Source organism: Bradyrhizobium sp. CB2312, assembly GCF_029714425.1.
Classification (GTDB): Bacteria; Pseudomonadota; Alphaproteobacteria; order Rhizobiales; family Xanthobacteraceae; genus Bradyrhizobium.
Window position 1 is genome coordinate 7,723,032 of record NZ_CP121668.1, and the last position, 25,062, is coordinate 7,748,093.

Genomic DNA, 25,062 nt, shown 5'->3' on the forward strand with positions numbered 1-25,062 from the left:
CAATTACGTATTCTCTCGCGCAGACGTTTCGTGGAGAAGACAATTTTCTTGCTGCGGTGCGATGGCAGAGGGCTCAACGGCCCTCCTTCCGCGTCCCGGACCGACCGCCGATGCTGCCTGTGGCGGCATCGGGCTCACAAGACGCCTTGCCGCGCCCTTCCGCCTGGCAACGATAGACGCTGCCGGTGAGACGGTCGACCAGCCACATGTTCTCGTCGGTCGGTGCCTCGAGGCCGACATAGCGGGAGGTCAGCCCCGTGATCAGCGTCGACAGCAGGATCGCCACCGCGATCATCGCCGCGCCGATATAGATGGGCATGGAATTCAGGGAGACGGTCCGATCCGGCGGGCCACTGCGATAGAATTGGGAGTCACGCTGATAGTCAGTTGGCCTCGGCACAGGATGAAACTCGGCTCCCTTCGTATGTGAGTGGCTCTCGAAGGGGTGCTAGGCGCGCATCTGGCCGATTTCTTGTCCGCGGGCGGGCCATGCCGCGACGGCTTTGCGACCATCGATGTCCGCAGGCTTCCGCAAAGCCCGTGGCCACCAGGAACCGGCAGCCGGCCGCAGCCGGCAGGCCTGCCTTCCGCAATGTGAGTTCAATCATACCTGGGCCGCAGCCACTTGAACCGGCGCCCTGGTGAGCGCGACCACCGCCGTTCGCGAGCTCACGCCTGTGCTCCGGAGCGGACGTCAAGCAGGGCGGTTGGCGGTTGCGCCCCAAACCGCCGGGAAATGGGCCAGGGTAACCCCAAAAGCCCCTCTGGCCACCGTGACCAGGATCACATCGGGGTCTTTGAACCTGTCCTAGGCTCTCAGCATCAAATCGCTATCAGGCGTCACACCGAGGATACGACAATGACCCGTTTCGATAAGTTTTTTGCACTGAAGGCGATTACCCTGACGGCCGCGCTGTCGATGACGGCCGGCCTGGCTTTCGCCGGCGACAACACCTTCTCCGCCGACCAGATCGTGAATGCGTTGAAGCCGAAGCCGGCGACCCGCGGCCTGTCCGTCGGGCCGCAAGCCGATCCGACCGCGCAGGCCAAGGAAGCGACATTCCTGAACACGGTGCGCAACCGCTCGACCCGGTCGCTCTCGATGGGCGAGCGCGAGCAGATCGCCGAGTTAGCTGCGACCAAGCCGAAGATCGATCTGGAGATCCAGTTCGACTACAACTCGGCCGACATCGCCAAGACCTCCGTGTCGTCGGTGCAGGCGCTCGGCAAGGCCCTCTCCGACCCGGCGCTAAAGGGATCGACCTTCGTGGTCGCCGGCCATACCGACGCGATCGGCGGCGAAGAGTACAATCTGGGTCTCTCCGAACGTCGCGCCGACACCATCAAGAAGTACCTGGTGCAGAACTACGGCCTCAACGGCACCGATCTCGTCACCGTCGGCTACGGCAAGACCAAGCTGAAGGACACCGCCAACGGCGCCGACCCGATCAACCGCCGCGTCCAGGTCGTGAACATGGACACCAAGACCGCGTCGAAATAGCCGCGGCGACCGATGAGCCGCCTGCCGCATCCACGGCAGGCGGCTTTCTGCTGTCAGATCCAGCTCTGGAACAGCATCAGGCGGTTGAAATTCTGCATCGTCGTGCCGATGAATGCGGCCGAGATCGGCAGCATCACGGCAAAGCCGATGGCGGCGATGCCGACATAGGCCCATAGCAGCCAGCGCGGCAGCCCCTCTCTTCGCAGCACATGGACCAGCGCGAGCGACGCAATGGTTGCGGCCGGCATATAGTAGTAGATGAAGCCGAGCGTGCGGGGCAGCAGCGCCCAGGCGAGCCAGCAGCCAAAATAGAACGCCGCGATCAGGAACGCATCCCAGCGGCGCGCGACGATGAAGTCGCGCAGCACCATTGCGAGTGCGAGCAGCGCCGGCCACAGCACCAGGGGATTGCCGAGGAAGACGATCGCGGAAACGCTATTCTCCGAAGTCTTGTCGAACAGGAACCACACCGGACGCGCCAGCAGCGGCCAGGACGGCCACGCGCTCATATAGGTGTGACCGGCGATGGCGGTCGTGGTGTTGTCGGCAAAAATTCGGCGCTGCGCCTCGAGCAAATCCGATGGCGAGAAGCCGTAAAGCGGAACGAACGCTGCCAGATACGTGATCGCCGGCAAGGCCGCGAAGCAGAGCGCGACGTGAGGCACGCGAAAGTCGGGCCAGAGGTCGGGCCGGTACCAGTCCCCCGGCTTGGCGTCGGCGAACAGCGCGCGCCAGCCCTGCATCAGGCGGATCACCGCGACGATCACGATGCAGACCCCGAGCGGAAACAGGCCGCTCCATTTGCAGGCTGCAGCAAAGCCGAACAGAGCGCCCGCGAGCGCGAACAGCGCATGCGGGCGCTCTCGTCGAAACCCATGCATGAAGGCGGCGATCGCGAGCAGACCGAACCCTAACGCGAAGATGTCGAGCATCGCGATGCGGGCCTGCACGTACAGCATCTGGTTGAACGTCGCGATCAGGGCGGCGGCGATCGCAGGCGCTTGCGCCGAGAACAGCGCAAGCCCGCACAGATAGATCGCGACGATCGCGAGCGCGCCGAACAATGTCGCGAGATAGCGCCAGCCGAACGCGTTGTCGCCGAACGCCGCGATCGAGGCCGCGATCAGCTCCTTGGCCAGCGGCGGGTGCATCGGATTGAGCAGCGGCTGTGACATCGCGGGCGCCAGCATCTGCCGCGCGGCCGGCACGTAATGCACCTCGTCGAAGACGAATTTTTCCGGCGTCGCCAGGCCAATCAGCAGCGCCAGATGCGCGACCAGGAAAATCGCGACAGCAATCACTGCACTCTGCGACAGCTTCGGAACCGCTGACACTTCGATCGGCTGTTGTGAGGATGTCTTGCGTGGCAAATCTGCTTCACCGGGGAGAAAAATCTGGATGACCGTTTTCATTGAACGCATTCCGTCGCAACTGTCACTAAGCATAGCGCAGGTCCCGTGCCGCTTGTGATAATTTCGCCACATCAGAAGCGCGCGCGACCCGGTACGATCAGGGACACATCGATCGGTTGCGAAATGAATTTGCGTTTCTCGTTTTTTCCCACACTGCTGACGGCCGTTCTGTGCGCGGCGTCTGGCGCACAGGCGCAGACGCGCGTCGGCGAAGCCGTCGTGATCCAGAACGAGGTGGTGCGCGTCGCCGCGACCACGACGCCGATCAATGTCGGCGACAGCATGCTGCGCGACGAGACCGTGCGTACCGGCGCCGACAGCGCCGCGCGCTTCGTCATGGCCGACAGCACCAATCTGTCGCTCGGCCCTAGCGCCACGCTCAAGCTCGACCGCACCGTCTTCAACGACGAGCACAGCTATCGCGATGTCGCGATCCGCATGACCACAGGCGCGTTCCGCTTCGTCACCGGCCATTCCGAGAAAACCGCCTACAAGATCACGACGCCGCTCGCGACCATCGGCGTGCGCGGCACCACGCTCGACATCCTGTCGCAACGTGGCCGCTCCGTCGTCGTGCTTCAGCATGGTGCCGCCAGCGTCTGCACGCTGAGCTTCCAATGCGTGCAGCTCACCCAGCCGGGCGACACCGCGATCATCACCTCGACCGGCGGCAAGGTCAGCATCGCCAAGACCAATACGCCGCCATGGACCTTCGCCGCGACCTGCGCCGCCAATGGCGGGCTGTGCGCGGTCAACCAGTATGCCGACGCCTCGCCGACCATCACGCCCGCCGTCCATGACGACGGCATGCTGTGCGGGCGCTGATGATGGCGAGACTTTTCGGGCGCCTCATCCTCGCCGCTGCAATGACCGCTGCTGCTGCGGTCTCGCTTGTCGCATTCAATGCACGGCCGGCAGCTGCCCAGGCAGCTGAGTGCGAATCGGAGTGCGGCGAGCCGAGGCCCTACCCGTCGCCGACCTACTCGCCGTCCCCGACGCCAACACCTACGTCCACGCCGACACCTTCTTCCTCGCCTTCACCGAACCCCTATCCATCGCCCTCGCCAGGCCCATCTCCACTGCCGGGTCCGACCGGCGCGGATTCCAGCGGCAATTCGATCGGCGGGCTCGCAGGCCAGCGCTTCAACCAGATGATCACCAACCGCGTGCTGGGCACGGTGCTGCTCGGCGTCAACGAGCAGGTCAATTGCAGCAATTGCATCAGCGCGTTCGGCTCGGCCGGCTCGTTCTCCGCCGGCATCCACGGCCGCAAGGAGCTCACCAACAACCTGTCGCTTCTCGCCGGCATCGCCTACACGCAATACAACGAGGGCGGTTACAAGATCACCAGCGCGCCGATCGGCGCCTTCGCGCTGCGCTATGACTTCACCGACTGGGGCTCGTCGCGCCCGTTCTTCGACGTCGGCACCATCCTGACGCCGTGGGAGAAGGCGCGCTACACCCGCAGCTACGACACCAGCCTCGGCCCCGTCAGCGTGACGAGCTCGACCAATGCGGCGAACTATGCCGTCTATGGCCGCGCCGGATGGATAAGCCGGGTGTCACCGCGCGACGAGGTCGCTGCCTCCATCGAGGTGTGGCAGCTCTGGCAGCGAGTCTCCGGCTATAGCGACGGCGCAGTCGCGTTCAATCCGTTCGACACCACCATCGCGAGCGGCACCGACCGCACCAGCCTCGTCAAGATCGGCGGCCAGTGGACGCATCTGTTCGGCAGCAACATCGAGACCAACATCAACGGCGGCTGGGTGCAGTCGTTCGCCGGCCATAGCGGCATCGTCGCCACTGTCACCGGCAACGGCACGGTGGTGCCGACGATGGGCAACCAGGGCTGGTTCGAATATGGCGGCCGGCTCGGCTTCCGGGTGCAGAAGGGCTGGATCGTGGACCTGTTCGCGAACGGCACGCTGGGTCCGCAGCCGGTCGGCAACACCATCCATGGCGGCGTGGGGCTGCGGATCAATTACTGAGGCGCCGCGACGAGGGCACGGTTTCGTAGGGTGGGCAAAGCGAAGCGTACCCACCACTCCTCTCAACGGAGACGGATGGTGGGCACGGCGCAAGCGCGCCTTTTGCCCACCCCACGGCACCTGTGCTGACGTCACGCCGCCGACTTGCCCTCGAACGCGCGGCGCAAAGCCTCCACGTCCAGCTTCACCATCTTCATCATGGCCTGCATCGCGCGCGCGGCCGCGGCCTTGTCGGAGCTCGACAGGAATTCGAACATCACCTTCGGCACCACCTGCCAGGCCACGCCCCAGCGGTCCCTTAGCCAGCCGCACTGCTCTTCCCTGCCGCCATGCGCCAGGAACGCATTCCAGACGCTGTCGACCTGAGCCTGGTCGTCGCAATGGATCATCAGCGAGATCGCGTGGGTGTATTCCATCGTCATGCCGCCGTTGAGCGCGACCAGCGGCTGTCCGGCCACCGTGAACTCGACGACCAGCACCGAGCCCGTCTTGCCGGACGGGCCGTCCGAAACGTTATGCTGAACGTGCGTGATCTCCGAATTCGGCACGAGCGAGGTGTAGAACGTCGCGGCTTCCTCGGCGTCACCGTTGAACCACATGCAGGGCACGAGCTTGGACATCGTGAATGCTCCTCTCGAAATTCTCTGAGTTCGCAGGCTTCGATCAGGCGCTCGCCATCTCGGACTGTGCGGCGAAGGCTGTCATGTCGATCCAGTTCACCCCCCACATATGGCCATCCGGATCCTCGAAGCTGCGGCCGTGCATGAAGCTGTACTCGTCCTTCGGGCTGGGATCGGCCACCCCGCCTGCAGCCGCGGCCCTGGCGACGATCTCGTCGACCTCATTCCGGCTGTCGGCGGACAGGCAGAACAGCGCCTGGTTCGAGATCTTCGCATCCGCGATCGGCTTCGGCGTGAACTGGCGGAATTTGTCGTGGGTCGTCAGCATCGCGTAGATGGTCTCGGAAAAGACCATGCAGCTCGCGGTGTCGTCGCTGAATTGCGGGTTCCTGGTCGCGCCGACGGCCTCGTAAAAGGCCGTAGCGCGCTTGAGGTCGGTCACCGGCAGACTGATGAAAATCATCTTGGGCATCGGAAGCTCCTTGGGCGGGGTTCTGCTCAAGGACGGACGGCCCGACGGCCATCCGACATCGCTTCCGGAATTTTTTTGCCGCCGCGTTGGAGGCGACCGCACCGCCCCAGGCGGCCGGTCCTTACTTCTTCTCGTTGGGATCCCGGTGCACCGGGTCGATCCACAGCACGGTCTCGGGCTTCTCGACCGGCTCGATGTCGAGGTTGATCGCGACCGCCTCGCCGTCGCTGCGCACCAGCACGCATTCCAGAACTTCGTCCGGGCTGGCGTTGATCTCCTGGTGCGGCACGTAGGGCGGCACGAAAATGAAATCGCCGGGGCCGGCCTCGGCGGTGAATTGCAGCGTCTCGCCCCAGCGCATCCGCGCCTTGCCCTTCACCACATAGATGACGCTTTCGAGATGGCCGTGGTGATGCGCGCCGGTCTTTGCATCGGGCTTGATGCTGACGGTGCCCGCCCACAATTTCTGCGCGCCGACGCGCGCGAAATTGATCGCGGCGGCGCGGTCCATGCCGACCGTTGACGGCACGTTGGTGTCGAGCTGGTTACCGGGAATGACGCGCACGCCGTCATGTTTCCAGCGATCGTCGTGATCGTGGTCATGGTGGGAATGCGAATGATCATGGCCGGTCATGGGACGTGCTCTCTGTTGGTTCCGTGCGCGGCAAACTACCTAAAGCCGCATCAGCAAGCCATACCAAAATTGGAACTCTCGTAGCTGCGGGACGTTGCCCTCACGAGCAAATCGGAAGGAGAGTTTCATGGGTAGCACCACGGACAAGATCAAGGGCACTGCCAACGAGACGATCGGCAAGGCCAAGCAGGGCATCGGGGAAGCCACCGGTTCCGATCGCCTGCAGGGCGAAGGCGCGGTCCAGGAAGTGAAGGGCAAGGGCCAGAAAGCCATGGGCGATGCCAAGGACGCGGCAAAGGACGCGATGGATCGCGCCGCTGCGGCGGCACGTCGCGCGGCGGAATAGCGCGACCAGCGTTGAAAGCGAAAAGACCGGCCGCAAGGCCGGTCTTTTTGTTTGTGCTCGTCTCTATCCGTCATGGCCGGGCTTGACCCGGCCATCCACGTCTTGATCACGCGGCACGAAGATCGTGGATGCCCGGGACGAGCCCGGGCATGACGACGTGGAGACGTCGGTTATTTCACCGCGAGCAATTCCACGTCGAACATCAGCGTCGCGTTCGGCGGGATCACGCCGCCGGCGCCGCGGGCGCCGTAGCCGAGCTGCGGCGGGATGATCAGCGTGCGCTTGCCGCCGACCTTCATGGTGGCAACGCCCTCATCCCAGCCGGCGATGACGCGGCCCTTGCCGATCGGGAATTCGAACGGCTCGTTGCGGTCGACGGACGAGTCGAATTTCTTGCCCTTCTGGCCGTTTTCATAGAGCCAGCCGGTGTAATGCATCACGCAGATCTGGCCGGGTTTTGGCGAAGCGCCGGTGCCAACGACGCTGTCGGTGACTTGCAAACCTGAAGCTGTGGTCATGGTCTTTCCTGCGGTCTGGGCCGAGGCCGTGGTGGAAACGAATGTCGACACGCCGCCGATCACAGTGATCGCGAGTGCCGACATGATGGCGAGAAGCGCGCGCTGAAAACGCTGCATAAGACACCTTCCGTGTGAGGCGGAAGGTGTCTAGCGCAAGGCGCGCGGGGTTTCCACCCCTTTAGACCTCGATATTTTCCAGCCGCACCGGCAGCTTGCGGATGCGCTGGCCGGTCGCGTGATAGATCGCGTTGCAGATCGCGGCGTTGGTGCCGACATTGGCGAGCTCGCCGAGGCCCTTTGCGCCCGCGGGATTGATGTGATCGTCCTGCTCGGAGAGCAGGATCACCTCGACGCTTGGTGTGTCCGCATTCACCGGCACGAGATAATCGGCGAGATTGTCGTTGACATAGCGCGCATAGCGCTCGTCGATCTCGGTCGCCTCCAGCAGCGCCGAGGACATGCCCCAGATCAGGCCGCCCATCAGCTGGCTGCGAGCCGTGCGCGGATTCATGATGCGGCCGGCCGCGAAGGCGCCGACCAGACGGGGGCAGCGGATCTCGTGCGTGAAGCGGTTGACACGGACCTCGACGAACTCCGCACCGAAGGCGTAGGCAATCTTGTCCTTCATCTGATGGCCGCCGACGAGCCGCGCGTGCCCGCTGTGCATGGCCTTGAAGGAATCCAGCGGCGCGCCTTCCGGCTTCCACTCGCCATATTCCTCGACGACACCGACACCGAGCGCGTCGAATGCCTTGTCCAGATCGAGCGGACGATCGCTCCTTGCGGCTTGCGTCGTCGGCGTCTGTCCCATGCCGATGGTTTCCTTGGCTCTGTCGGTCAGGCTCGCATTCGGCATCACCGCCTTGAACAGCCGCTGACGGATCTGGTCGCACACCATCATCACCGCCGAGCAGGTGCTGGCGGTCGAGTTCGAGCCGCCGGCCACCGGCGACGGCGGCAGATCGCTATCGCCGATGAAGACGGCGACCTTCTCCAAGGGCACGCCGAGCCGCTCGGACGCGGTTTGGGCGATGATCGTGTAAGCGCCGGTGCCGATCTCGTGGCCGGCAATCTCCACCCTGGTACGGCCGTCGCGCTGGAGGCGTACGCGCGCGGCCGACGGCGCCATCTGCGTCGGATAGCAGGTGGCGGCGCAGCCATAACCGATCAGCCAGTCGCCCTCCGCCATCGACTTCGGCTCCGGCGATCGCCGCGGCCAGCCGAACGCCTTGCCGGCCTCGTCGAAGCACGCCATCAGCGAGCGCGACGTGTAGGGCTTGCCCTCGATCGGCTCGTTGGTGGTGTCGTTGATCCGGCGAAGCTCGACCGGATCCATGTTGAGTTTGACCGCGAGCTCGTCCATCGCGCTCTCCAGCGCGAACAGATACGGCACCTCCGGCGGCGAGCGCATGAAGCCGGGCGTGTTGCGATCGGCGCGCACGATCGACACCAGGCTGTCAATGTTCGGACAGGCATAGAGCCGCGTCGTGGTCTTGGTGCCGCCGACGCAATAGGGATCGGGACGCGAGGACACCTCGGCGCCCTCGTGCCTGAGCGCGGTCAGCTTGCCGTCGCGGCTGGCGCCAAGCTTGATCTCATGGCGCGTCTCGGCGCGATAGGTCGCGATGGTAAAACCCTGGTCGCGGGTGGCAACGAGCTTGATCGGCCGGTTCAGGCGCTTCGCAATGCTGGCGATGATTGCGGTGCGCGGCGTCATCGAGCCGCGCGAGCCGAAGCCGCCGCCGACATAGGGATTGACCACGCGCACCTTGTCGGCGTCGATGCCGAGCTGCTCGGCGACGCCGTTCTTCAGGCCGTAGACATACTGGCTGCCTTCATAGATGACGAGGTCGTCGCCCATCCAGGCGCAGCTGGTCGTGAACAGCTCCATCGGATTGTGGTGCTGGGTCGGCGTGTCGTAGGACGCGGCGAGCTTGACCTCGGCCGCATCGAACGCCTTGGCAAAGTCGCCGACCTTCGGGTCTTCCTTGAACTGCGAGTTCTGTCCCTTCGCGGCGGCTGTCGTCGTGCCCGGGGAATCGAAGGTCGCGCTGGGTGCAGCGGCCGTGTAGCTGACCTTGACGCGGTTGGCCGCCTCGCGCGCGGCTTCATAGGTGTCCGCGATCACGACAGCGATGATCTGGCCGTCATGCGCGATCTCGGCCGATTTCAGCGGCTGGATCGTCGTGCCGGCATAGCCGCCATTGCTGAAAAGTTTCGGCTCCTTCAGGTTCGGAGCATTCTCGTGCGTGACGATGTCGATCACGCCGCGGACGCGCCTGGCATCGTCGAGGTCGAAGCCGTCGATGCGGCCTTTGGCAATGGCGCTGGTGACCAGGAAAGCATGGGCCGGATTGTCCAGCGGCATGTCGGACGCATAGGTCGCGCGCCCCGTGACTTTTGCGGCCGCATCATAGCGCGGCACGGGCTGGCCCATATTCGCCTTCGGCTCGGGAGCAGCAGCGGTCATGGTCAGATCTCCATCGTTACGGCCTGCTGGAGCGCACGCGCCACCACGCGCTTGCCGAGCGCGATCTTGAAATTATTGTGTTGGCGCCCTCTGGCGTCGGCAAAAGCGGCATCCGCGACACGCTGCGCCAGCCCATCGTCGAACTTCTGGCCCTTGAGCAGCGCCTCGGCCTCGCGCGCCCGCCAGGGCACGGTCGCGACGCCGCCGAGCGCAATGCGCGCGTCACGGATCGTGCCGCCCTGCACGTCGAGCGCGACTGCCGCCGAGGATAGCGCGAATTCATAGGACTGCCGGTCGCGCGCCTTGAGGTACACCGAACGCGGCCAGCGGCCGGGGATGACAAAGGCCGAGATCAGCTCTCCAGGCTGAAGCGTGGTCTCGATGTCAGGCGTGTTGCCGGGCGCCTTGTGCAACTCCGCGAACGGCATGTTGCGCGTGCCAGACCGGCCGGTGATCTCGACCGTGGCATCCAGCGCGATCAGCGCCTGGGCGAAATCGCCGGGATAGGTGGCGATACAATGGTCGGAGGTGCCGAGCACGGCATGCATGCGGTTGACGCCGTCCATCGCGGCGCAGCCGGAGCCGGGGTTTCGCTTGTTGCAATTCTCATAGGAGACATCGCGGAAATAGCTGCAGCGCGTCCGCTGCATCACGTTGCCGCCGAGCGTTGCCATGTTGCGCAACTGGGCACTGGCGGCGAGCTTCAGGGAATCGGCGATCACCGGATAATCGCGCTGGATCCCGTCATGCGCGGCGACATCAGACATCTTCGCGAGCGCGCCGAGCCGCAACTTGTCGCCGCCCGGCTCGATCGCCGACCAGCCGCGCGCGAGCGGATTGATGTCGACGATCGCGGCGGGCCGCATCACGTCGAGCTTCATCAGATCGATCAGCGTGGTACCGCCGGCGAGCGGCTGCGCCATGGCCTGGGTCAGCGGATTGTTGGCAGCCGCGGCGGCGCCGAGCACCTGCACGGCCATGTCGGGGTCGCTTGCCCTCTGATACGAGAAAGGTCGCATGTGCCTAGCCTTTCATGATTTCGGGCGCGGCCTGCTTCACCGCCGCGACGATGTTGGGATAGGCGGCGCAGCGGCAGATGTTGCCGCTCATATATTCGCGAATGTCGGCTTCGCTTCCGGCATGTCCCTCCTTCACGCAGGCGATCGCCGACATGATCTGCCCCGGCGTGCAGTAGCCGCACTGGAAGGCGTCGTTGTCGACGAAGGCCTGCTGCATCGGATGCAGGTGGTCGTCGGTGGCGAGGCCCTCGATCGTGGTGATCTCCTGTCCCTCGGCCGCGAGCGCGAGCGTCAGGCACGACACCACGCGGCGGTCGTTGATCAGCACGGTGCAGGCGCCGCACTGACCGTGATCGCAGCCCTTCTTGCTGCCGGTGAGCTTGAGATGTTCGCGCAGCGCATCGAGCACCGTGGTGCGGGCGTCGATGCGAAGGCGCTTGTCCTTGCCGTTGACGTGCAGCGTGACATCGACGGGAAGCGCCGGATCCTGCGCAGACGGTGCGCCTGCATCCTGCGCAGCCGCGCGCGCGGTAATCGGAATGAGGGCGCTGCCGGCAGCGCCCGCCATGAAGGCGCGGCGATCGAATCCGGATGATCGGGAACCTGAATTGTCGGGCATTGACGGCCTCCGCCGCTTCAAAACAAAGCAGCGCACGCCTGCACCGCTCACCGCCAACCAACTTGGGGCCATGAGCTCCGTTCCGAATGGGAAAGGGCGGCACAGCCAATGCCGTGCCGCCCTTCGTCAACTTTTTCTGATGTCTTCGCGAGGAACCGCGCGCGATCAATAGCCGAGCGCGCAGCCGTCCTTGCGCGGATCGGAACCGCCGGTGAGCGTTCCCTTCTCCCAATCGATCCAGATCGCTTGCGCCCCGCCGAGCGGGCCGACCACGCTGGTGGTCTTGTGGCCGAGCTTCTTCAGGCCCTCGACGATATCGGCCGGCACGCTGTCCTCGAGCTGATACTGGCCCTCGTAATGCAGGCCGCGCGGCATGTCGATCGCCTCCTGCACGTCGCAGCCGTAGTCGAGGACGTTGGTCAGCAGATGAGTCTGGCCGGTCGGCTGGTACTGGCCGCCCATCACTGCGAACGACATCGTGGAGCGGCCGCCCTTGGTCAGCAGCCCCGGCATGATCGTGTGCAGCGGGCGCTTGCCGCCTTCGATGCAGTTGGGGTGGCCCGGCTGGATGCGGAAGCCGCCGGCGCGGTTCTGGAACAAGACGCCGGTCTTGTTGGAGACGATGGCCGAACCGAACGAATGCGCGACCGAGTTGATGAACGAGCAGACGTTGCGGTCCTTGTCCACCACGGTGATGTAGATGGTCGAGGGATTCATCGGCGGCGCGACGTTCGGCAGGTCGAGCATGCCGTCCATGCGGATCTTGCTGATATACTCGTCGGCAAAGCCCTTCTCGAGCATCTCGGCGACGTTGATCTTCATGTGCTCGGGAGAGGCGACATGCATCTCGCGGTTCATGTAGGCGATGCGCGCGGCTTCCGCCTCGAGATGGAAGCGCTCGACGCTGACGGGGGCGTATTTGGTCAGGTCGAAGCGCGACAGGATGTTGAGCATCAACAGCGCCGTGACGCCCGGACCGTTCGGCGGGCACTGCCAGACGTCGTGGCCCTTGTACGTAGTGCCGATCGGCGTCGTGGTCTCGGTGGTGTGCGCGGCGAAATCCTCGAGCGTGTGGAGGCCCCCGATCGAACGCAGGGTCTCGACCATGTCTTCGGCGACCTCGCCCTTGTAGAAGGCGTCGCGGCCGTCCTTGGCGATCGCGCGCAGCGTCTTGCCGAGCTCGGCCTGGCGGATGACGTCGCCGGCCACCGGCGGCTTGCCGCCCGGCAGCAGGTAGCGCACGGTGTTGGTGCCGGCCTTGAGCTTCTCGAACTGGTTCTTCCAGTCAAAGGCAATGCGGGGGGCAACGACGTAACCTTCCTCAGCCGCCTTGATCGCGGGCTGGAGCAGGCGGTCGAAGCCGAACTTGCCATGGTCGCGCAGCACGGTCGCGAAGCAGTCGATCACGCCGGGGATCGAGACCGCATGCGCCGAGGTCAACGGCACGGAATTGATCTTGCGCTCGAGATACCAGTCGGCGTTGGCCGCCTTCGGGGCACGGCCGGAGCCGTTATAGGCGATGATCTTGCCCTCGCCGCGCGGCTGGATCAGCGCAAAGCAGTCGCCGCCGATACCGGTCGATTGCGGCTCGATCACGGCGAGAATGGCTGAGCCCGCGACCGCAGCGTCCACCGCCGTGCCGCCCTCGCGCAGCACCTCGATCGCAGCCAGCGAGGCCTGCGGATGCGAGGTCGCCACCATCGCGTTGGTGGCGTGGACCGTGGACCTGCCCGGGAAGTGGAAGTTTCTCATCGAATTCTTGCTCTCTTAAGGCGGTTGGCGCCGGTAGCGCCGTATCGGAAAAACCGGGCCTACATGACACATTCCGGCCCATCCGGGCAATCCTGGCATACCACGGAAATGGCAGCCATCCGCTGGGCGTATAGACCTTCTGCCGCCCGCAGCCATGCGGGTTTTCTGGGCGGCGGCCGCCTGCTAAACGAGCCGCCATGATCCACAAGGTCGCCGCCTTCTACCAATTCGTCGCCCTGCCCGATTACCGCGAGCTGCGAGAGCCGCTGCGCGCGTTCTGCACCGGCCTTGCGCTGAAGGGCAGCGTGCTGCTGGCGGAGGAAGGCATCAACGGCACGATTGCCGGCGCGCCCGAGGCGATCGACGCCTTCGTCCATGAGCTCGCCCACGGCGCCATGTTCGGCGGCCGGCTGGACGATCTCGAACTGAAATTCTCGACTGCGGACGCAATGCCGTTCGGCCGGCTCAAGGTGCGGCTGAAGAAGGAGATCGTCACGCTTGGCGATGCGGCCGCCGATCCGACCCGGCAGGTCGGCATCTATGTCGATGCGAACGAATGGAACGCGCTGATCGCGGCGCCCGACACGTTGGTGCTCGACACCCGCAATGCGTTCGAGGTGGCGATGGGGACGTTCGAGGGCGCGGTCGATCCTGATATCAAGAGTTTTGGCCAGTTCAAGGATTTTGCCGCGCAAAAACTCGATCCCGCAAAGCACCGGCGCATCGCGATGTTCTGCACTGGCGGCATCCGCTGTGAGAAGGCGAGCGCGCATCTGCTCGCGCGCGGCTTTGCCGAGGTCTATCACCTCAAGGGCGGCATCTTGAAATACCTGGAAGAGGTGCCGGAGGCGCAGAGCCGCTGGCGCGGCGAGTGCTTCGTGTTCGACGAGCGCGTCGCGCTCGGCCATGGCTTGAAAGAATTGGGTCTGCGCCAACGGGACAAGGACGTCACACGTGACGAATGAGATCAAAAATCTGGGCGAGCGCATCGACGCGCTGGAGATGCGCATCGCCTATCAGGACGACACCATCGAGACGCTGAACCAGACCATCACCGCGCAGTGGAAGCAGATCGACGCGCTGACGCGGAAGGTCGCAGAGCTCGGCGAGCGGCTTCAGGAGGCCGAAGCCAACGCGCCCGGCCCCGCCAACGAGCGCCCGCCGCATTATTGAGCGATCCTACTCGCCGGCGGCCTTGGGCAGGTTCGCCACCTCGACCGACATCATCAACCGGTCGCGCCCGGCTTCCTTCGCCGCATAGAGCGCCTGATCGGCCGCCTCGACGAGGGTGCCGACGCCGGCCGTGCGCTCCAGCGCCGGACGGCAGGCGGCGCCGCCGAGCGAAGCGGTGACGCGACCAGAGCTGCGATTGGCGCTGTGGACGAGGCCCGCCTCGCGGATGGCTTTCCTGATCCGCTCGCCGATGCGGGCGCAGCCGGCGGCATCGGTGTTCGGCAGCAACATGGCGAATTCCTCGCCGCCGTAGCGCGCAGCGAGATCGCCGGAGCGCTTCATTTCGGCGGCGATGAGCTGCGCCACCACGCGCAGGCAGGCGTCCCCGGCGGGATGGCCGTATTCGTCGTTGTAGGCCTTGAAGTGATCGACGTCGATCATCAGCAGCGCGAGGCTGGAGCGGTCGCGATAGGCGCGCGCCCATTCGTCGCTGAGCCGCTCGTCGAAACGGCGGCGATTGGCGAGCCCGGTGAGGCTGTCCTCGATCGCGAGGGTCTCGAGCCGGGTCTCCAGCTTCTTCTGCTCGGTGATGTCGCGCGATATCGCGACCACGCCGTCGACGCGGCCGTTGTCCCTGCGCGTCACCCGCATGGTCGATTCGAGCCAGACCTCGCCTGTCTTGCGGTGCGAGTTGCGATAGGTGACCCGCGCCTCCTCCTTCTCGCCGCGCTTCATGGCATCGACGAGGGCCTGAACCTGCGCCAGGTCGTCCGCATGGATGCCCGCGAGCGCCGGCGTTCCGATCAGCTGGTTGGCGCGCCAGCCGACGACACGGATCGAGGACGGAGAGACGTAGCGCAGCCGCTCGTCGAGCCCGATGCTGGTGACCATGTCGCTGGAGCCTTCGGCGAGCAGACGGAAATGGGCTTCCTTCTCGACCAGGGCGGCAGCCATGCTCTGGCCCCGCTGCAACTGCCGCACCAGCACCGCGCCGATGATCGCGATCAGGATGACCAGCGCGAGCACGTAGAGCATGCGGGAGATCGCCGCCGCGCGCCAGGGCGCCAGCAGCTCGTCCTTGTCGACCGTCGCGAGCAGGACGAGCGGGTAGCGCCCGCTGCGCTTGAAGAAGCTGACGCGGTCGGCGCCGTCCAGCGGCGATTTGAAATGATAGGCGCCGGCCGGCCGTTGCAGACTGGCGTCGCGGAACAGCGGGGTGTCACCGACGCTGCGGCCGACGAACTTTTCGTTGTGCGGGTTGCGCGCGATGATCGTGCCGTCGCCATGCATCAAGGCCACGGAGCTGTTGCGACCGATCTCGAACTGCTCGTAGAAGTGCGACAGATAGCGCGAGCTGATGGTCGCGAGCACGACGCCACCGAAGCTGCCGTCCGTGTTGTTGAAGCGGCGCGACACGGTCACGACCCATTCGCCGTCGAGCTGGCTCTTCACGGGATGGCCGACAAAGGGCTCACGCTTCGGCGAGAGCTGATGATGACGGAAGAACGCATCGTCGCTGAGCGTCGAGGAGATCGTGCCGGGCGAAGTCAGCCAGTTGCCCTGGTCGTCGCTGATGGCGAGGCTGTGGACGCGCTCCATCGCCTTCTTGCGCGCCTCCAGCAGGCTTCTGAGCTTGGCGATCGTGGCCGGCTCGGTGCCGTCCATCTCCAGTCGGCTGACGACGCCGACGACGCCGGAATCCAGGAGATCGAGACTGTCCTCGGCATGCTGGGTCAGCGAGCGCGCGACATTCGCCATCTCGGTCTCGGCGCCCTTGAGCACCGCATCGCGCGCGGCCCATTCGCGCCAGCCGCTGACGCCGAGGATGGTCGCGCAAGTGAGCACGACGAAAGCCGCCGCGCGCAGTGGCAGGCGGCTCCATCCGGCTCTTTGGGCAACGGCGTTCATGCGGCAGAGATCTCCGATCGCCGGGAACCTCTGCCGCTTCTGTTATTGAACTCTGAAACGATTGGCGGAATACGCCGCCATACCCCCGGTTTCCCGTAGTCGTACGGACACCGGGATCGATGCATCGCTAACAAGACATTAGCGAACCTATCGGAATCCGGCGCCCCTCCCCGCTAGCTGAAGATCGCCTTAACCTTGTCCCAGAGCGAGGGATTGTCGGCGTCCGCGTCGGCCTTCGAAGGCGTCGGCTGGGCGGCGCTGACGGGATCGGATGCCGGGAAGGTATCCTCGAGCCCGGTGTCGAGCTTGGCGTGACGGTCGGCGACGAGCGCCTCGCGCAGATCGTCGGCGTGCTTGTCGTGCGGCGCGGGATTGAATGTCTCAGCCATGATCTCCTCCGTTGGCTGGTCAACGCGGCCCGATTGCGCTGGTTCCCCTGTTCCGCTGGGGGCCGCGGCGGTGTATCAGGGGCGATAACCTGCTTCAGGACCATTCGTGCCCCAGTCTGCGACGAAACCTTTCATCGACGTCCTCTCCGGCCACCGCCAAGCCATCCCACCCATGTGGATGATGCGGCAGGCCGGCCGTTACTTGCCGGAATACCGCGAGGTGCGCGCCAAGGCCGGCGGCTTCCTCGATCTCTGCTTCAACCCTGAGCTTGCCGCCGAAGTGACGCTGCAACCGATCCGCAGGTTCGGCTTCGATGCGGCGATCATCTTCTCGGACATCCTCGTCATCCCCTACGCGCTCGGCCGCTCGGTGCGTTTCGAGGTCGGCGAAGGTCCGCGGCTCGAGCCGCTGGATGATCCGGCGAAAGTCGCAACGCTCGCCGCGCACGCGGACCTCGGCAAGCTCACGCCGGTGTTCGAGGCGCTCAAGCTCGTGCGCGGCGCGCTCGATGCGAAGACCGCGCTGATCGGCTTCTGCGGCGCGCCGTGGACGGTTGCGACCTACATGGTCGCGGGCCACGGCACGCCCGACCAGGCGCCGGCCCGGATGATGGCCTACCGGCATCCGGAAGCGTTTGCGAAGATCATCGACGTGCTGGTCGAGAGTTCGATCGCATATCTGCTGAAGCAGCTCGAAGCCGGCGCCGACGCGTTGCAGATCTTCGACACCTGGGCCGGCGTGCTGCCGCCGGCCGAGTTCGCGCGCTGGTCGACCGAGCCGACGCGGCGCATCGTCGCGGGCGTGCGCGCAAAGGTGCCGGATGCGAAGATCATCGGCTTTCCCCGCGGCGCTGCTGCGCAATTGCCTAGTTACGTCGAGGCGACCGGCGTCAACGCCGTCAGCATCGATTGGACCGCGGAGCCGGTCTTCATCCGCGAGCGCGTGCAGAGCCGTGTCGCTGTCCAGGGCAATCTCGACCCGCTGGTGCTGATCTCAGGCGGGGCCGCGCTCGACCGCGCCGTCGACAACGTGCTGGCGAACTTTGCGCAAGGGCGGCTGATCTTCAATCTCGGCCACGGCATCCAGCCGGAGACGCCGATCGCCCATGTCGAGCAGATGATCAGGCGGGTGCGGGGGTAAATGGCGGGTGCTTAGGGCGCCGACCCTTCCACGTCGTCATGGCCGGGCCTGTCCCAGCCATCCACGCCTAACCACTCGGTACCAAGAACGTGGATGCCCGGGACAAGCCCGGGCATGACGGCCTCTTGTGGGCGGCTCAAACGAGAATCGTGAAAACAACCCCATGCACAGTAGGGAAGCAGTTGGACTTCCTTGCGAATTCCTATAATCCGAAATCCTGCTTGACCCGTCGGGCAAAACAGGTGCATGATGGCATCATCACAGCGCTGCCCCCTCGTCATTGCGGCCGGCTGCGCTCGATGATCTCCGCCGCACCCTTCCCCAGGAGATCCAGTCCCACCGTACGGCCGAGCTCACGCGGACGATTGGCGGGCCCTGTGTGTGAGGCTTCGATGATGGTGTTGCCGGAGAGGTCGAGCACGGAGGCGGTGAGCGACATCTGATCGCCTGCGATGGTCGAGAAGCCCGCGACCGGCGAATTGCAGTGGCCGTTGAGGACCCACAGCACCTCGCGCTCGGCGTCGGCAGAGGCGTGCGCAGCGGGATCGTCGATCGATGAAAGAATTTGCCTCGTCTGCCAGTCCTGCGCGGCGCATTCGACCGCGACGATGCCCTGCCCCGCCGCGGGCAGCATCTCCGCCGCGGTGAACTCGTAGGCGATGCGATGCGCAAGACCGACGCGGTCGAGACCCGAGCGCGCCATGATCAGCGCGTCCGCGGGTCCAACGGCACCGCCATCCGGCAGGCGCTGTTTCTCGCCATTGTCGAGCTTTCGCACGCGCGTATCGGCGGCGCCGCGGAAGTGGATCACCTCGACATCGGGAAACAACCGTCGCGCATAGGCTGCGCGCCGGACGGCGTTGGTGCCAATTTTAAAGCCCTTGCCGCGGGACTGGCGCAGTGCGTCCAGCGTCACGCCCTCGCGCACCACCAGCGCATCGGCGGGCTGATCCCGCGACAGCGTGGCGCCGATGACGAGGCCCGGCGTGTCTTCATTGCCCGGCATGTCCTTCAGCGAATGCATCGCGGCCTGGAGTTCCCCTGACAGCACGGCGGCGCGGATCTGCGCCACGAAAGCACCGCCCTTGCCGCCATGCGGCAGCAGCTTGCTGGTCTGGTCGAGATCACCCGTGGTGTCGAACTTGACGATCTCGACATCGAGATCGGGCATGGCGGCGGTCAGGCGGCGCGCAATCTCTTCCGTCTGCGCCAGCGCCATCGCGCTCTTGCGGGTACCGATCCGTAGTCGAATAGCCAAGCCGTTCTCCATCCAGGACGCGTGTCGCGTGCGCGAGCGCGTCATTGCCCATACGACAGGTTCAGGCCGGATGGTAGATGGCTGCTGCGCTCGCGGCGAACATTAGCACAATCATGCGGAGAGACGCAGCGCCTCGACCAGCGATCGGAACGCACGGGCATATTCCGCGCCCGCCCTTGCGATGTCGGCGCGCCCGGCGCAGGCGACCGCGGCCTCCGTCACCGCGCCGAGCAGCAGGCGCGCCAGCGGCTCGACCGGCTGGCGTGCGATCAGGCCGGCCTCCATCGCAGCGGAGAGCGCGCGCGGCATCTTGCCGCCAAAATGCTGCGCGTCGATTTCGCGCCAGCGCTCCCAGCCGAGCACGGCCGGGCCGTCGCGCAAGATGATCTGGCCGGTCGGCCCCTTGGCGGTCGCGGCAAAATAATGCTGGGTGCCGGCCACCATCGCGGCGAGCACGTCCTTCTCGGCGCGCGCGGCGCTGTCGATCTCGGCGACGAGATCACGCGAGACCAGATCGAACACCGCCTCGAACACCGCCTCCTTGGTCCTGAAGTGATGATAGACCGCGCCCTTGGCGATGCCGGCGCCCTCCGCAATCTCGTCCATGGTGGTGGCGGCAAAGCCGTGCGTTCCGAACAGCCGGCGCGCCACCGCCAGGATCGCCTCCGTCGTCGCCGCCCGCCGCTCCGCCTGTTTTGCCATGGGTCTCGTCTATTGCGTGATGGGTTGAAGTCGAAGTGAGTCCGGCTGCGAGCGACAGTTTTCCATTCCCTCCCCCCTTGCGGGGGAGGGGCAGGGAGAGGGGTACCACACGAGGACTCCATCAAGGGCGCACCCGCCTGAGTGCATCATCACCAACAACTGGCGCTCTTTGCTGGGCTACCCCTCTCCCTAGCCCTCCCCCGCAAGGGGGAGGGAACGCACCGTCGCTGGAGCGCCAGCTGCGTCTCACTCATCTGGCTGTAATCGAATTCTCCGCGGGTCACCAGTTGACTTTTCGACTGTCGGTCGGTATTTACCGACCATCAGTCGGTTTTAGTCGTGAGGTGTGCCATGCCGAGCCGTGACGTCGTCGAAGCCTTTGCGCAGCGGCTGGAGAATGGGGATTTCGTCGGGGCGATCGAGCAATTCTACACGCCCGATGCCGCCACTTACGAGAACAACGCGGCCCCGACGGTCGGGCGGGACAAGCTGGCAGCGAAGGAGCGCGGCGTGCTGGCCGCTTTCAAGGAGGTCAAGGCCATCCGGGTCGGGCCGAGCCTGATCCAGGGCGACATTGTCGCCTCGCGCTGGATCTTCAGCTTCACCAATGCCGAAGGCATCACGCGCACGCTGGAAGAGATCGCCTGGCAGACCTGGCGCGGCGATGAGCTGATCGAGGAGCGGTTCTATTACGACCCGAAGCAGCTGGGGCGGTGACGGGCCTCGGCTCTCGTGCATCGGCCCGGATGCAGAGCTCATCGACGGAAGCGAGCACCTCCGCAGCGCATACGCCGTGTCATCAGGAGATTGGGTGCCGGTGCGGCCCGACGGTTACATTGGCGCCTTCGTGGGCTCGCAGCAGAGCGATGCGCTCGCGCATTTCCTGGCCGAACAGGGTCTCCCGGACACCGGTGTCATCGCCCGCGAAGGCGGGCGATCCAGTATTCCGAAACAGATGTGATTGGTCCGATGGGCGGCGGCGTACTGGATACCCCGCCCCCGTGCGCAATTGCGCACTAGGCGGGGCATGACAGCGGAGATGGTTGCGATCCTTCCCAGCGTTACAGCCGTAACGCGCGGGCGCCGCATTTGTATCGATTTGTTATCGATACGCGATCTTTGCCACCTAGAAGTGATCACGCCGGCCGCAGCAAGCGTGGATAATTCATAGTTCGTCAAATCTTTATGGCGAATTCTCCGGATCGAGCCGGACAAAGGGCTCATGCTGCTAGGCTCTGGAATGCGGACTCAAACGACCAGCTATTTCGCGCGGCTGTTTGCCGGCGATCTGTCGGCCTTTGGCGGTCCTGCAACCGACGAAGCCGTGGCCGGCCATATCCGCGCGGAACAAATGTCGCTGGTGCTCGGCTATTCCGTCGGCATCATGCTCGCGAATGCCTGCAACGCCGTCGTGCTGGCGATCGCGCTGTGGCAGTCGCCGGACCGTATCCCTGCCCTGATCTGGGCCGTCGTTGTCGCCGGCGCCGCGATCGCATTCGGCCTGCAATCCCGCGCCGCGCGCCGTATCACGAAACCGCAATTCGTCTCGCGCCGGGCGATCCACCGCCTGGTGCGCAACGCCTTCGTGCTCGGCACCGCCTGGGGCATCGTCCCGGTCGCCTTCTTCGCCAACGCCTCGACCGGCGGCCAGCTCGTCATCACCTGTCTTTGCTCGGGCATGCTGGCCGGCGGCGCGCTGGCCTTCGCCACCATTCCGATCGCGGCCATCGCTTTCACCGCGCCAATCTTCGTCGGAATCGCCATTTGCCTCGGGCGGAACGGCGACCTCGCCTTCCTGCTGATCGCCTTTCTCGTCGTTGTCTATGGCAGCGTGCTGCTGCGCGGCGTGTTCGTGAATTCGTTCGCCTTTGCGCGGCGCGTGATGCGGCAGATCGAGGCCGAGCGCACGGTGCGGCAGGACCCGCTGACCCAGCTGCCCAACCGCGTCGCCTTCAGCGAGACGCTCGATGCCGCGCTGAAGCGCCTCGCTCTGTCCGGCGAGGAGTTCGCGGTGCTGCTGCTCGACCTCGACCGCTTCAAGGAGGTCAACGACCAGTTCGGCCATCCCGCCGGCGACGAATTCCTGGTCCAGGTCGCAAGCCGCTTGCAGCGCTGCACACGCGCCGCCGAGCACGTCGCGCGCATCGGCGGCGACGAGTTCGCGCTGCTGATGGCCAATCTGGCGCGCCCCGAGGACGCGCTCGAGATCGCCGAGCGCTTCGTCGCCGCCTTCACCAAGCCCTTCCAGATCGAGGGCCGCCAGTTCGTCGGCGCGACCAGCGTCGGCATCGTGCTGGCGCCGCGCGATGGCGGTGCGGCGCTCGACATCATGAAGAATGCCGACACCGCGCTCTACCGCGCCAAGAAGGCCGGCCCCGGTACGGTCTGCTTCTTCGAGGCCAGCGACGACCGCTCATCGCGCGAGCGCAAGGCTCTGCAATCGGACCTCGCAGGCGCCGTCGGGCGAAACGAGCTGTTCCTCGCCTTCCAGCCGTTCCTCGATCTCGATGCGAACCGCATCACCGGCTTCGAGGCGCTGCTGCGCTGGCAGCATCCCTCGCGTGGCCTCGTGCCGCCGAGCGAGTTCATCCCGATCGCCGAGGAGACCGGGCTGATCCACGAGATCGGCGAATGGGTGATCCGCCGCGCCTGCGCGACGCTGGCGGACTGGCCCGAGGACATCCGCGTCGCCGTGAATTTTTCGGCGGCGCAGTTTCACAACACGAGCATTCTCCAGACCATCGTGCAGGCGCTGGCGGATGCCAAGGTCGCCCCGCACCGGCTGGAGATCGAGATCACGGAATCGATGCTGCTGTCGAAATACGGCTCGGCCGCGTCGATCCTGAACGCGCTGCTCGAGCTCGGCATCACCGTGGCGCTGGACGATTTCGGCACCGGCTTCTCCTCGCTCACCTATTTGCGCAAGCTGCCGTTCAGCCGGATCAAGATCGACCAGTCGTTCATCCGCGACGTGCTGGTGCAGCCCGACTGCGCCGCGATCGTGAAATCCGTGGTCTCGCTCGCGCGGGACTTGCGCATCGGCGTGGTCGCGGAGGGCGTCGAGACCGCGGACCAGCTCGAATATCTCAGGCAGATCGGCTGCGACGAGGTCCAGGGCTATCTGATCAGCCGGCCGGTGCCGGCCGACGGGGTGATGGCGCTGCTGGAGACGAAGAAGCTTCGGGCGACGTTTGCGGCGTGAGACGAGGGAGGTGCGCTCCCTCCCCCGCAAGCGGGGGAGGGCTGGGGAGAGGGTGTCTCCTCAATCGAACCCCCAGAGGAGAGAGCCCTCACCCGGCGCTGCGCGCCGACCTCTCCCGCAAGCGGGAGAGGTGGAGTCCGCGGCCCTACCTTTCATCCAAATAGATCCCGCAGCAGCCACCTCAGACCGCATCCGCCCGCAGCAGCGTGTCCACCGTGATCGTACCCCTCGCCCGCGAGACGCAGGCGCAGATCTTCTGGTTGCTTTGCTTCTGGTGATCGCTGAAGAAGACGTCGCGGTGGTCGATCTCACCGTCGACGGCGACGACGTCGATGGCGCAGAGGCCGCATTCGCCGCGCTTGCAGTCGTACATGACGTCGTGGCCGCTGGCGTTGAGCACGTCGAGCATCGATCGCTCGCGCGGAATCTCAAGCTCGACATCGGTGCCCTTCAGGCGCACGCGGAAAGTTTCGGTCGGCAGCGTGCCGCTGGAGCCGAAGGTCTCGTAGCGGAGATCGGGCAGCGGGTGGCAGGCGCCGATCCAGGCATGGCGCGCGGCATCCAGCATCCGCATCGGGCCGCAGAACAGCGCGAGCGCGCCTTGCGGCAATGAGGCGAACAGCGCGTCGAGATCGAGCCGCTTGCCTTCGTCGCTCGCATGCACGACCAGGCGATCGCCGAGCATCGCGGCGAGATCGTCGAGATAGGCGGCCTCGCCGCGCGAACGCACGGCGTAGTGCAGCGCGACATCGGCCCCGCGCCGCGCCAGTGCCTGCGCGGCGCCGAGGATCGGGGTGATGCCGATGCCGCCGGCGATCAGGCAATAATTTTGTCGCGCCCAGTCGACCGCGAGCAGCGAGGCGGGCTGCGTGATGTCGAGCCGCGCGCCCGGCGCCAGCTGCCACATGTAGCGCGAGCCGCCGCGGGAATCCTCGGCGCGGCGCACCGCGATCCGCAGGCCGCGCGCGGTGGCTTCGCCGACCAGCGAATAGGACCGTGTCTCCGGCAGGCCGTCGATGGTGACGCTGACATTGATGTGGCTGCCGACCGGATAGGCGCTGCCATCAAACTGATCGGGGCGGATCAGAAATTCGCGGATGCCGGGGGCGAGATCGCGCGTCTCAACGAGCGTTGCCGGAAGCCAGGTTTCGATGAAGCGCATGGTGACTGCCCTCAGTCGGTTGCGGTCTTGATCAGCGCGAGCGCCGGCAAGAGGTCGAGATGGGTGCGGTTGCGCAGCGCGAGCCGCAGATTGCGCACCGCGAGCCGAGCGTGCTCGCGCATCACGGCTTCGGCGCGCGCGCCCTCGCGGTTCTCGATGGCGTCGATCACGACGCGGTGGTGCTCCTGTGCGATGATCAGGATCTGCTGCGCTTCGGCCAATGCCGATTGCGCCATCACGAACCCGCTTGGCGAAGCAAACGGCAGCGCCGAGGCGCGGTCGATCTGGCGGATCAGCGGCGGGCTGCGCGACAATTCGGTGAGCAGCGCGTGGAAGCGCGCGTTCAGCGTGACGTAGGACGAAAAGGCTTCGATCGAGATCGGCACCTGGCGCAGCAATTCGTCGATCGCGGCCAGGCATTCCTTCAGCGGCTCGAGCTCGCGCGCGGAAACGCCGCGCTCGGCAGCGAAGCGTGCGGCGAGGCCTTCCAGCGTGCCGCGCAGCTCGATGGAGTCGGAAATGTCGCGCTCCGAAAACGCCTTCACCATGAAGCCGCCGGACGGGATCGCTTCCAGCAGCCCCTCCTCCTCCAGCCGCACCAGCGCCATGCGCACCGGGGTGCGCGAGGCGCCGGTCGTCTCCACCGCCTGAAGCTCGGAGATGCGCTCGCCGGGGCGCAAGGCCCCTGACAGGATCTGGTCGCGCAGCGCGAGCTGCGCCTTCACGGTCTGCGAGACGGAACGGTCGACCTCGCGCTCGGGAGCTGCCTTCACCTG

26 protein-coding genes are annotated in these 25,062 nt (G+C 65.6%); 10 read left to right on the forward strand and 16 right to left on the reverse strand.

Annotated features, from left to right (window positions below):
* Nucleotides 1–73: 73 nt before the first annotated feature.
* Nucleotides 74–319, reverse strand: coding sequence for a hypothetical protein (locus tag QA642_RS37475; protein ID WP_283081388.1), 246 nt, complete (start codon nucleotides 317–319; stop codon nucleotides 74–76).
* A 540-nt stretch (nucleotides 320–859) separates the two neighbouring features.
* On the opposite strand from QA642_RS37475, the gene QA642_RS37480 reads away from it, so the two are divergent.
* On the forward strand, nucleotides 860–1,501 hold the full coding sequence (locus QA642_RS37480) for an OmpA family protein (RefSeq protein ID WP_283081389.1): 642 nt from the start codon (nucleotides 860–862) through the stop codon (nucleotides 1,499–1,501).
* Between the two features lie 53 nt (nucleotides 1,502–1,554).
* On the opposite strand, the gene QA642_RS37485 is transcribed toward QA642_RS37480, so the two are convergent.
* Nucleotides 1,555–2,985 (reverse strand): phospholipid carrier-dependent glycosyltransferase, encoded by a 1,431-nt coding sequence (locus QA642_RS37485; protein WP_283081390.1) that lies wholly within the window; start codon nucleotides 2,983–2,985, stop codon nucleotides 1,555–1,557.
* A 51-nt stretch (nucleotides 2,986–3,036) separates the two neighbouring features.
* On the opposite strand from QA642_RS37485, the gene QA642_RS37490 reads away from it, so the two are divergent.
* Both QA642_RS37490 and QA642_RS37495 read left to right on the forward strand, forming a co-directional pair.
* The gene (locus tag QA642_RS37490; RefSeq protein WP_283081391.1) at nucleotides 3,037–3,738 is read left to right on the forward strand and encodes a FecR family protein; all 702 of its coding nucleotides are present in this window, start codon (nucleotides 3,037–3,039) and stop codon (nucleotides 3,736–3,738) included.
* Nucleotides 3,739–3,740: 2 nt separating this feature from the next.
* Entirely contained in the window at nucleotides 3,741–4,901 is a 1,161-nt protein-coding gene (locus tag QA642_RS37495) for a hypothetical protein (RefSeq protein ID WP_283087062.1), read from the forward strand.
* A gap of 131 nt (nucleotides 4,902–5,032) precedes the next feature.
* Here QA642_RS37495 and QA642_RS37500 read toward each other — a convergent pair whose 3' ends face one another.
* The 3 genes from QA642_RS37500 to QA642_RS37510 all read right to left on the reverse strand — a co-directional run bounded on the left by QA642_RS37500 (nucleotide 5,033) and on the right by QA642_RS37510 (nucleotide 6,627).
* Nucleotides 5,033–5,521 (reverse strand): VOC family protein, encoded by a 489-nt coding sequence (locus QA642_RS37500; protein ID WP_283081392.1) that lies wholly within the window; start codon nucleotides 5,519–5,521, stop codon nucleotides 5,033–5,035.
* A 43-nt stretch (nucleotides 5,522–5,564) separates the two neighbouring features.
* Complete coding sequence (locus QA642_RS37505; protein WP_283081393.1) at nucleotides 5,565–5,993, reverse strand: VOC family protein; 429 nt, start codon at nucleotides 5,991–5,993, stop codon at nucleotides 5,565–5,567.
* A 121-nt stretch (nucleotides 5,994–6,114) separates the two neighbouring features.
* Nucleotides 6,115–6,627, reverse strand: coding sequence for a cupin domain-containing protein (locus QA642_RS37510; protein ID WP_283081394.1), 513 nt, complete (start codon nucleotides 6,625–6,627; stop codon nucleotides 6,115–6,117).
* Nucleotides 6,628–6,754: 127 nt separating this feature from the next.
* On the opposite strand from QA642_RS37510, the gene QA642_RS37515 reads away from it, so the two are divergent.
* Nucleotides 6,755–6,973, forward strand: coding sequence for a CsbD family protein (locus tag QA642_RS37515; protein ID WP_283081395.1), 219 nt, complete (start codon nucleotides 6,755–6,757; stop codon nucleotides 6,971–6,973).
* A gap of 170 nt (nucleotides 6,974–7,143) precedes the next feature.
* Here QA642_RS37515 and QA642_RS37520 read toward each other — a convergent pair whose 3' ends face one another.
* The 5 genes from QA642_RS37520 to ggt form a co-directional block, all read right to left on the reverse strand.
* Nucleotides 7,144–7,608, reverse strand: coding sequence for an FKBP-type peptidyl-prolyl cis-trans isomerase (locus QA642_RS37520; RefSeq protein ID WP_235539987.1), 465 nt, complete (start codon nucleotides 7,606–7,608; stop codon nucleotides 7,144–7,146).
* 61 nt (nucleotides 7,609–7,669) lie between these two features.
* Nucleotides 7,670–9,961: a xanthine dehydrogenase family protein molybdopterin-binding subunit gene (locus QA642_RS37525; RefSeq protein ID WP_283081396.1), complete on the reverse strand. Its 2,292-nt coding sequence runs from the start codon at nucleotides 9,959–9,961 to the stop codon at nucleotides 7,670–7,672.
* A 2-nt stretch (nucleotides 9,962–9,963) separates the two neighbouring features.
* A complete protein-coding gene (locus QA642_RS37530; protein ID WP_283081397.1) occupies nucleotides 9,964–10,980 on the reverse strand; it encodes a xanthine dehydrogenase family protein subunit M in 1,017 nt (338 codons plus the stop codon).
* A 4-nt stretch (nucleotides 10,981–10,984) separates the two neighbouring features.
* Complete coding sequence (locus tag QA642_RS37535; protein WP_283081398.1) at nucleotides 10,985–11,599, reverse strand: (2Fe-2S)-binding protein; 615 nt, start codon at nucleotides 11,597–11,599, stop codon at nucleotides 10,985–10,987.
* A gap of 165 nt (nucleotides 11,600–11,764) precedes the next feature.
* Nucleotides 11,765–13,351 (reverse strand): gamma-glutamyltransferase, encoded by a 1,587-nt coding sequence (gene ggt / locus QA642_RS37540; RefSeq protein WP_283081399.1) that lies wholly within the window; start codon nucleotides 13,349–13,351, stop codon nucleotides 11,765–11,767.
* Nucleotides 13,352–13,548: 197 nt separating this feature from the next.
* Between ggt and QA642_RS37545 the strand changes: the two genes are divergently transcribed.
* The gene (locus QA642_RS37545; RefSeq protein ID WP_283081400.1) at nucleotides 13,549–14,316 is read left to right on the forward strand and encodes a rhodanese-related sulfurtransferase; all 768 of its coding nucleotides are present in this window, start codon (nucleotides 13,549–13,551) and stop codon (nucleotides 14,314–14,316) included.
* Entirely contained in the window at nucleotides 14,306–14,524 is a 219-nt protein-coding gene (locus QA642_RS37550) for a SlyX family protein (protein ID WP_283081401.1), read from the forward strand. Before QA642_RS37545 ends, QA642_RS37550 begins: the two co-directional genes overlap by 11 nt.
* Before the next feature lie 6 nt (nucleotides 14,525–14,530).
* Here QA642_RS37550 and QA642_RS37555 read toward each other — a convergent pair whose 3' ends face one another.
* The gene (locus QA642_RS37555; RefSeq protein ID WP_283081402.1) at nucleotides 14,531–16,432 is read right to left on the reverse strand and encodes a diguanylate cyclase; all 1,902 of its coding nucleotides are present in this window, start codon (nucleotides 16,430–16,432) and stop codon (nucleotides 14,531–14,533) included.
* 173 nt (nucleotides 16,433–16,605) lie between these two features.
* Nucleotides 16,606–16,821 carry a hypothetical protein gene (locus tag QA642_RS37560; protein ID WP_283081403.1) on the reverse strand — a complete coding sequence of 72 codons (216 nt, stop codon included), beginning with the start codon at nucleotides 16,819–16,821 and terminating at the stop codon, nucleotides 16,606–16,608.
* A 106-nt stretch (nucleotides 16,822–16,927) separates the two neighbouring features.
* Here QA642_RS37560 and hemE point away from each other — a divergent pair, with 106 nt between their 5' ends.
* On the forward strand, nucleotides 16,928–17,962 hold the full coding sequence (gene hemE / locus QA642_RS37565; RefSeq protein WP_283081404.1) for a uroporphyrinogen decarboxylase: 1,035 nt from the start codon (nucleotides 16,928–16,930) through the stop codon (nucleotides 17,960–17,962).
* A gap of 277 nt (nucleotides 17,963–18,239) precedes the next feature.
* Here hemE and hemC read toward each other — a convergent pair whose 3' ends face one another.
* Together hemC and QA642_RS37575 are read right to left on the reverse strand one after the other, a co-directional pair.
* The gene (gene hemC, locus QA642_RS37570) at nucleotides 18,240–19,220 is read right to left on the reverse strand and encodes a hydroxymethylbilane synthase (protein WP_283081405.1); all 981 of its coding nucleotides are present in this window, start codon (nucleotides 19,218–19,220) and stop codon (nucleotides 18,240–18,242) included.
* Between the two features lie 111 nt (nucleotides 19,221–19,331).
* Entirely contained in the window at nucleotides 19,332–19,922 is a 591-nt protein-coding gene (locus QA642_RS37575) for a TetR/AcrR family transcriptional regulator (RefSeq protein WP_283081406.1), read from the reverse strand.
* Nucleotides 19,923–20,273: 351 nt separating this feature from the next.
* On the opposite strand from QA642_RS37575, the gene QA642_RS37580 reads away from it, so the two are divergent.
* The 3 genes from QA642_RS37580 to QA642_RS37590 all read left to right on the forward strand — a co-directional run bounded on the left by QA642_RS37580 (nucleotide 20,274) and on the right by QA642_RS37590 (nucleotide 23,124).
* Nucleotides 20,274–20,639: a nuclear transport factor 2 family protein gene (locus tag QA642_RS37580; protein WP_283081407.1), complete on the forward strand. Its 366-nt coding sequence runs from the start codon at nucleotides 20,274–20,276 to the stop codon at nucleotides 20,637–20,639.
* Between the two features lie 94 nt (nucleotides 20,640–20,733).
* Complete coding sequence (locus QA642_RS37585; RefSeq protein WP_283081408.1) at nucleotides 20,734–20,883, forward strand: hypothetical protein; 150 nt, start codon at nucleotides 20,734–20,736, stop codon at nucleotides 20,881–20,883.
* 279 nt (nucleotides 20,884–21,162) lie between these two features.
* Entirely contained in the window at nucleotides 21,163–23,124 is a 1,962-nt protein-coding gene (locus QA642_RS37590) for an EAL domain-containing protein (RefSeq protein ID WP_283081409.1), read from the forward strand.
* Between the two features lie 181 nt (nucleotides 23,125–23,305).
* Here QA642_RS37590 and QA642_RS37595 read toward each other — a convergent pair whose 3' ends face one another.
* Together QA642_RS37595 and QA642_RS37600 are read right to left on the reverse strand one after the other, a co-directional pair.
* Nucleotides 23,306–24,286: a PDR/VanB family oxidoreductase gene (locus QA642_RS37595; protein ID WP_283081410.1), complete on the reverse strand. Its 981-nt coding sequence runs from the start codon at nucleotides 24,284–24,286 to the stop codon at nucleotides 23,306–23,308.
* 11 nt (nucleotides 24,287–24,297) lie between these two features.
* Nucleotides 24,298–25,059 carry a GntR family transcriptional regulator gene (locus tag QA642_RS37600; protein ID WP_283081411.1) on the reverse strand — a complete coding sequence of 254 codons (762 nt, stop codon included), beginning with the start codon at nucleotides 25,057–25,059 and terminating at the stop codon, nucleotides 24,298–24,300.
* Nucleotides 25,060–25,062: the final 3 nt, after the last annotated feature.

What these genes read in the sequence shown, in the direction of transcription:
- QA642_RS37475 (WP_283081388.1), bottom strand. Translation starts at nt 319, where the DNA reads ATGCCCATCTATATCGGCGCGGCGATGATCGCGGTGGCGATCCTGCTG.
- QA642_RS37480 (WP_283081389.1), top strand. Translation starts at nt 860, where the DNA reads ATGACCCGTTTCGATAAGTTTTTTGCACTGAAGGCGATTACCCTGACG.
- QA642_RS37485 (WP_283081390.1), bottom strand. Translation starts at nt 2,985, where the DNA reads ATGTGGCGAAATTATCACAAGCGGCACGGGACCTGCGCTATGCTTAGT.
- QA642_RS37490 (WP_283081391.1), top strand. Translation starts at nt 3,037, where the DNA reads ATGAATTTGCGTTTCTCGTTTTTTCCCACACTGCTGACGGCCGTTCTG.
- QA642_RS37495 (WP_283087062.1), top strand. Translation starts at nt 3,741, where the DNA reads ATGGCGAGACTTTTCGGGCGCCTCATCCTCGCCGCTGCAATGACCGCT.
- QA642_RS37500 (WP_283081392.1), bottom strand. Translation starts at nt 5,521, where the DNA reads ATGTCCAAGCTCGTGCCCTGCATGTGGTTCAACGGTGACGCCGAGGAA.
- QA642_RS37505 (WP_283081393.1), bottom strand. Translation starts at nt 5,993, where the DNA reads ATGCCCAAGATGATTTTCATCAGTCTGCCGGTGACCGACCTCAAGCGC.
- QA642_RS37510 (WP_283081394.1), bottom strand. Translation starts at nt 6,627, where the DNA reads ATGACCGGCCATGATCATTCGCATTCCCACCATGACCACGATCACGAC.
- QA642_RS37515 (WP_283081395.1), top strand. Translation starts at nt 6,755, where the DNA reads ATGGGTAGCACCACGGACAAGATCAAGGGCACTGCCAACGAGACGATC.
- QA642_RS37520 (WP_235539987.1), bottom strand. Translation starts at nt 7,608, where the DNA reads ATGCAGCGTTTTCAGCGCGCGCTTCTCGCCATCATGTCGGCACTCGCG.
- QA642_RS37525 (WP_283081396.1), bottom strand. Translation starts at nt 9,961, where the DNA reads ATGACCGCTGCTGCTCCCGAGCCGAAGGCGAATATGGGCCAGCCCGTG.
- QA642_RS37530 (WP_283081397.1), bottom strand. Translation starts at nt 10,980, where the DNA reads ATGCGACCTTTCTCGTATCAGAGGGCAAGCGACCCCGACATGGCCGTG.
- QA642_RS37535 (WP_283081398.1), bottom strand. Translation starts at nt 11,599, where the DNA reads ATGCCCGACAATTCAGGTTCCCGATCATCCGGATTCGATCGCCGCGCC.
- ggt (WP_283081399.1), bottom strand. Translation starts at nt 13,351, where the DNA reads ATGAGAAACTTCCACTTCCCGGGCAGGTCCACGGTCCACGCCACCAAC.
- QA642_RS37545 (WP_283081400.1), top strand. Translation starts at nt 13,549, where the DNA reads ATGATCCACAAGGTCGCCGCCTTCTACCAATTCGTCGCCCTGCCCGAT.
- QA642_RS37555 (WP_283081402.1), bottom strand. Translation starts at nt 16,432, where the DNA reads ATGAACGCCGTTGCCCAAAGAGCCGGATGGAGCCGCCTGCCACTGCGC.
- QA642_RS37560 (WP_283081403.1), bottom strand. Translation starts at nt 16,821, where the DNA reads ATGGCTGAGACATTCAATCCCGCGCCGCACGACAAGCACGCCGACGAT.
- QA642_RS37575 (WP_283081406.1), bottom strand. Translation starts at nt 19,922, where the DNA reads ATGGCAAAACAGGCGGAGCGGCGGGCGGCGACGACGGAGGCGATCCTG.
- QA642_RS37580 (WP_283081407.1), top strand. Translation starts at nt 20,274, where the DNA reads ATGCCGAGCCGTGACGTCGTCGAAGCCTTTGCGCAGCGGCTGGAGAAT.
- QA642_RS37590 (WP_283081409.1), top strand. Translation starts at nt 21,163, where the DNA reads ATGCGGACTCAAACGACCAGCTATTTCGCGCGGCTGTTTGCCGGCGAT.
- QA642_RS37595 (WP_283081410.1), bottom strand. Translation starts at nt 24,286, where the DNA reads ATGCGCTTCATCGAAACCTGGCTTCCGGCAACGCTCGTTGAGACGCGC.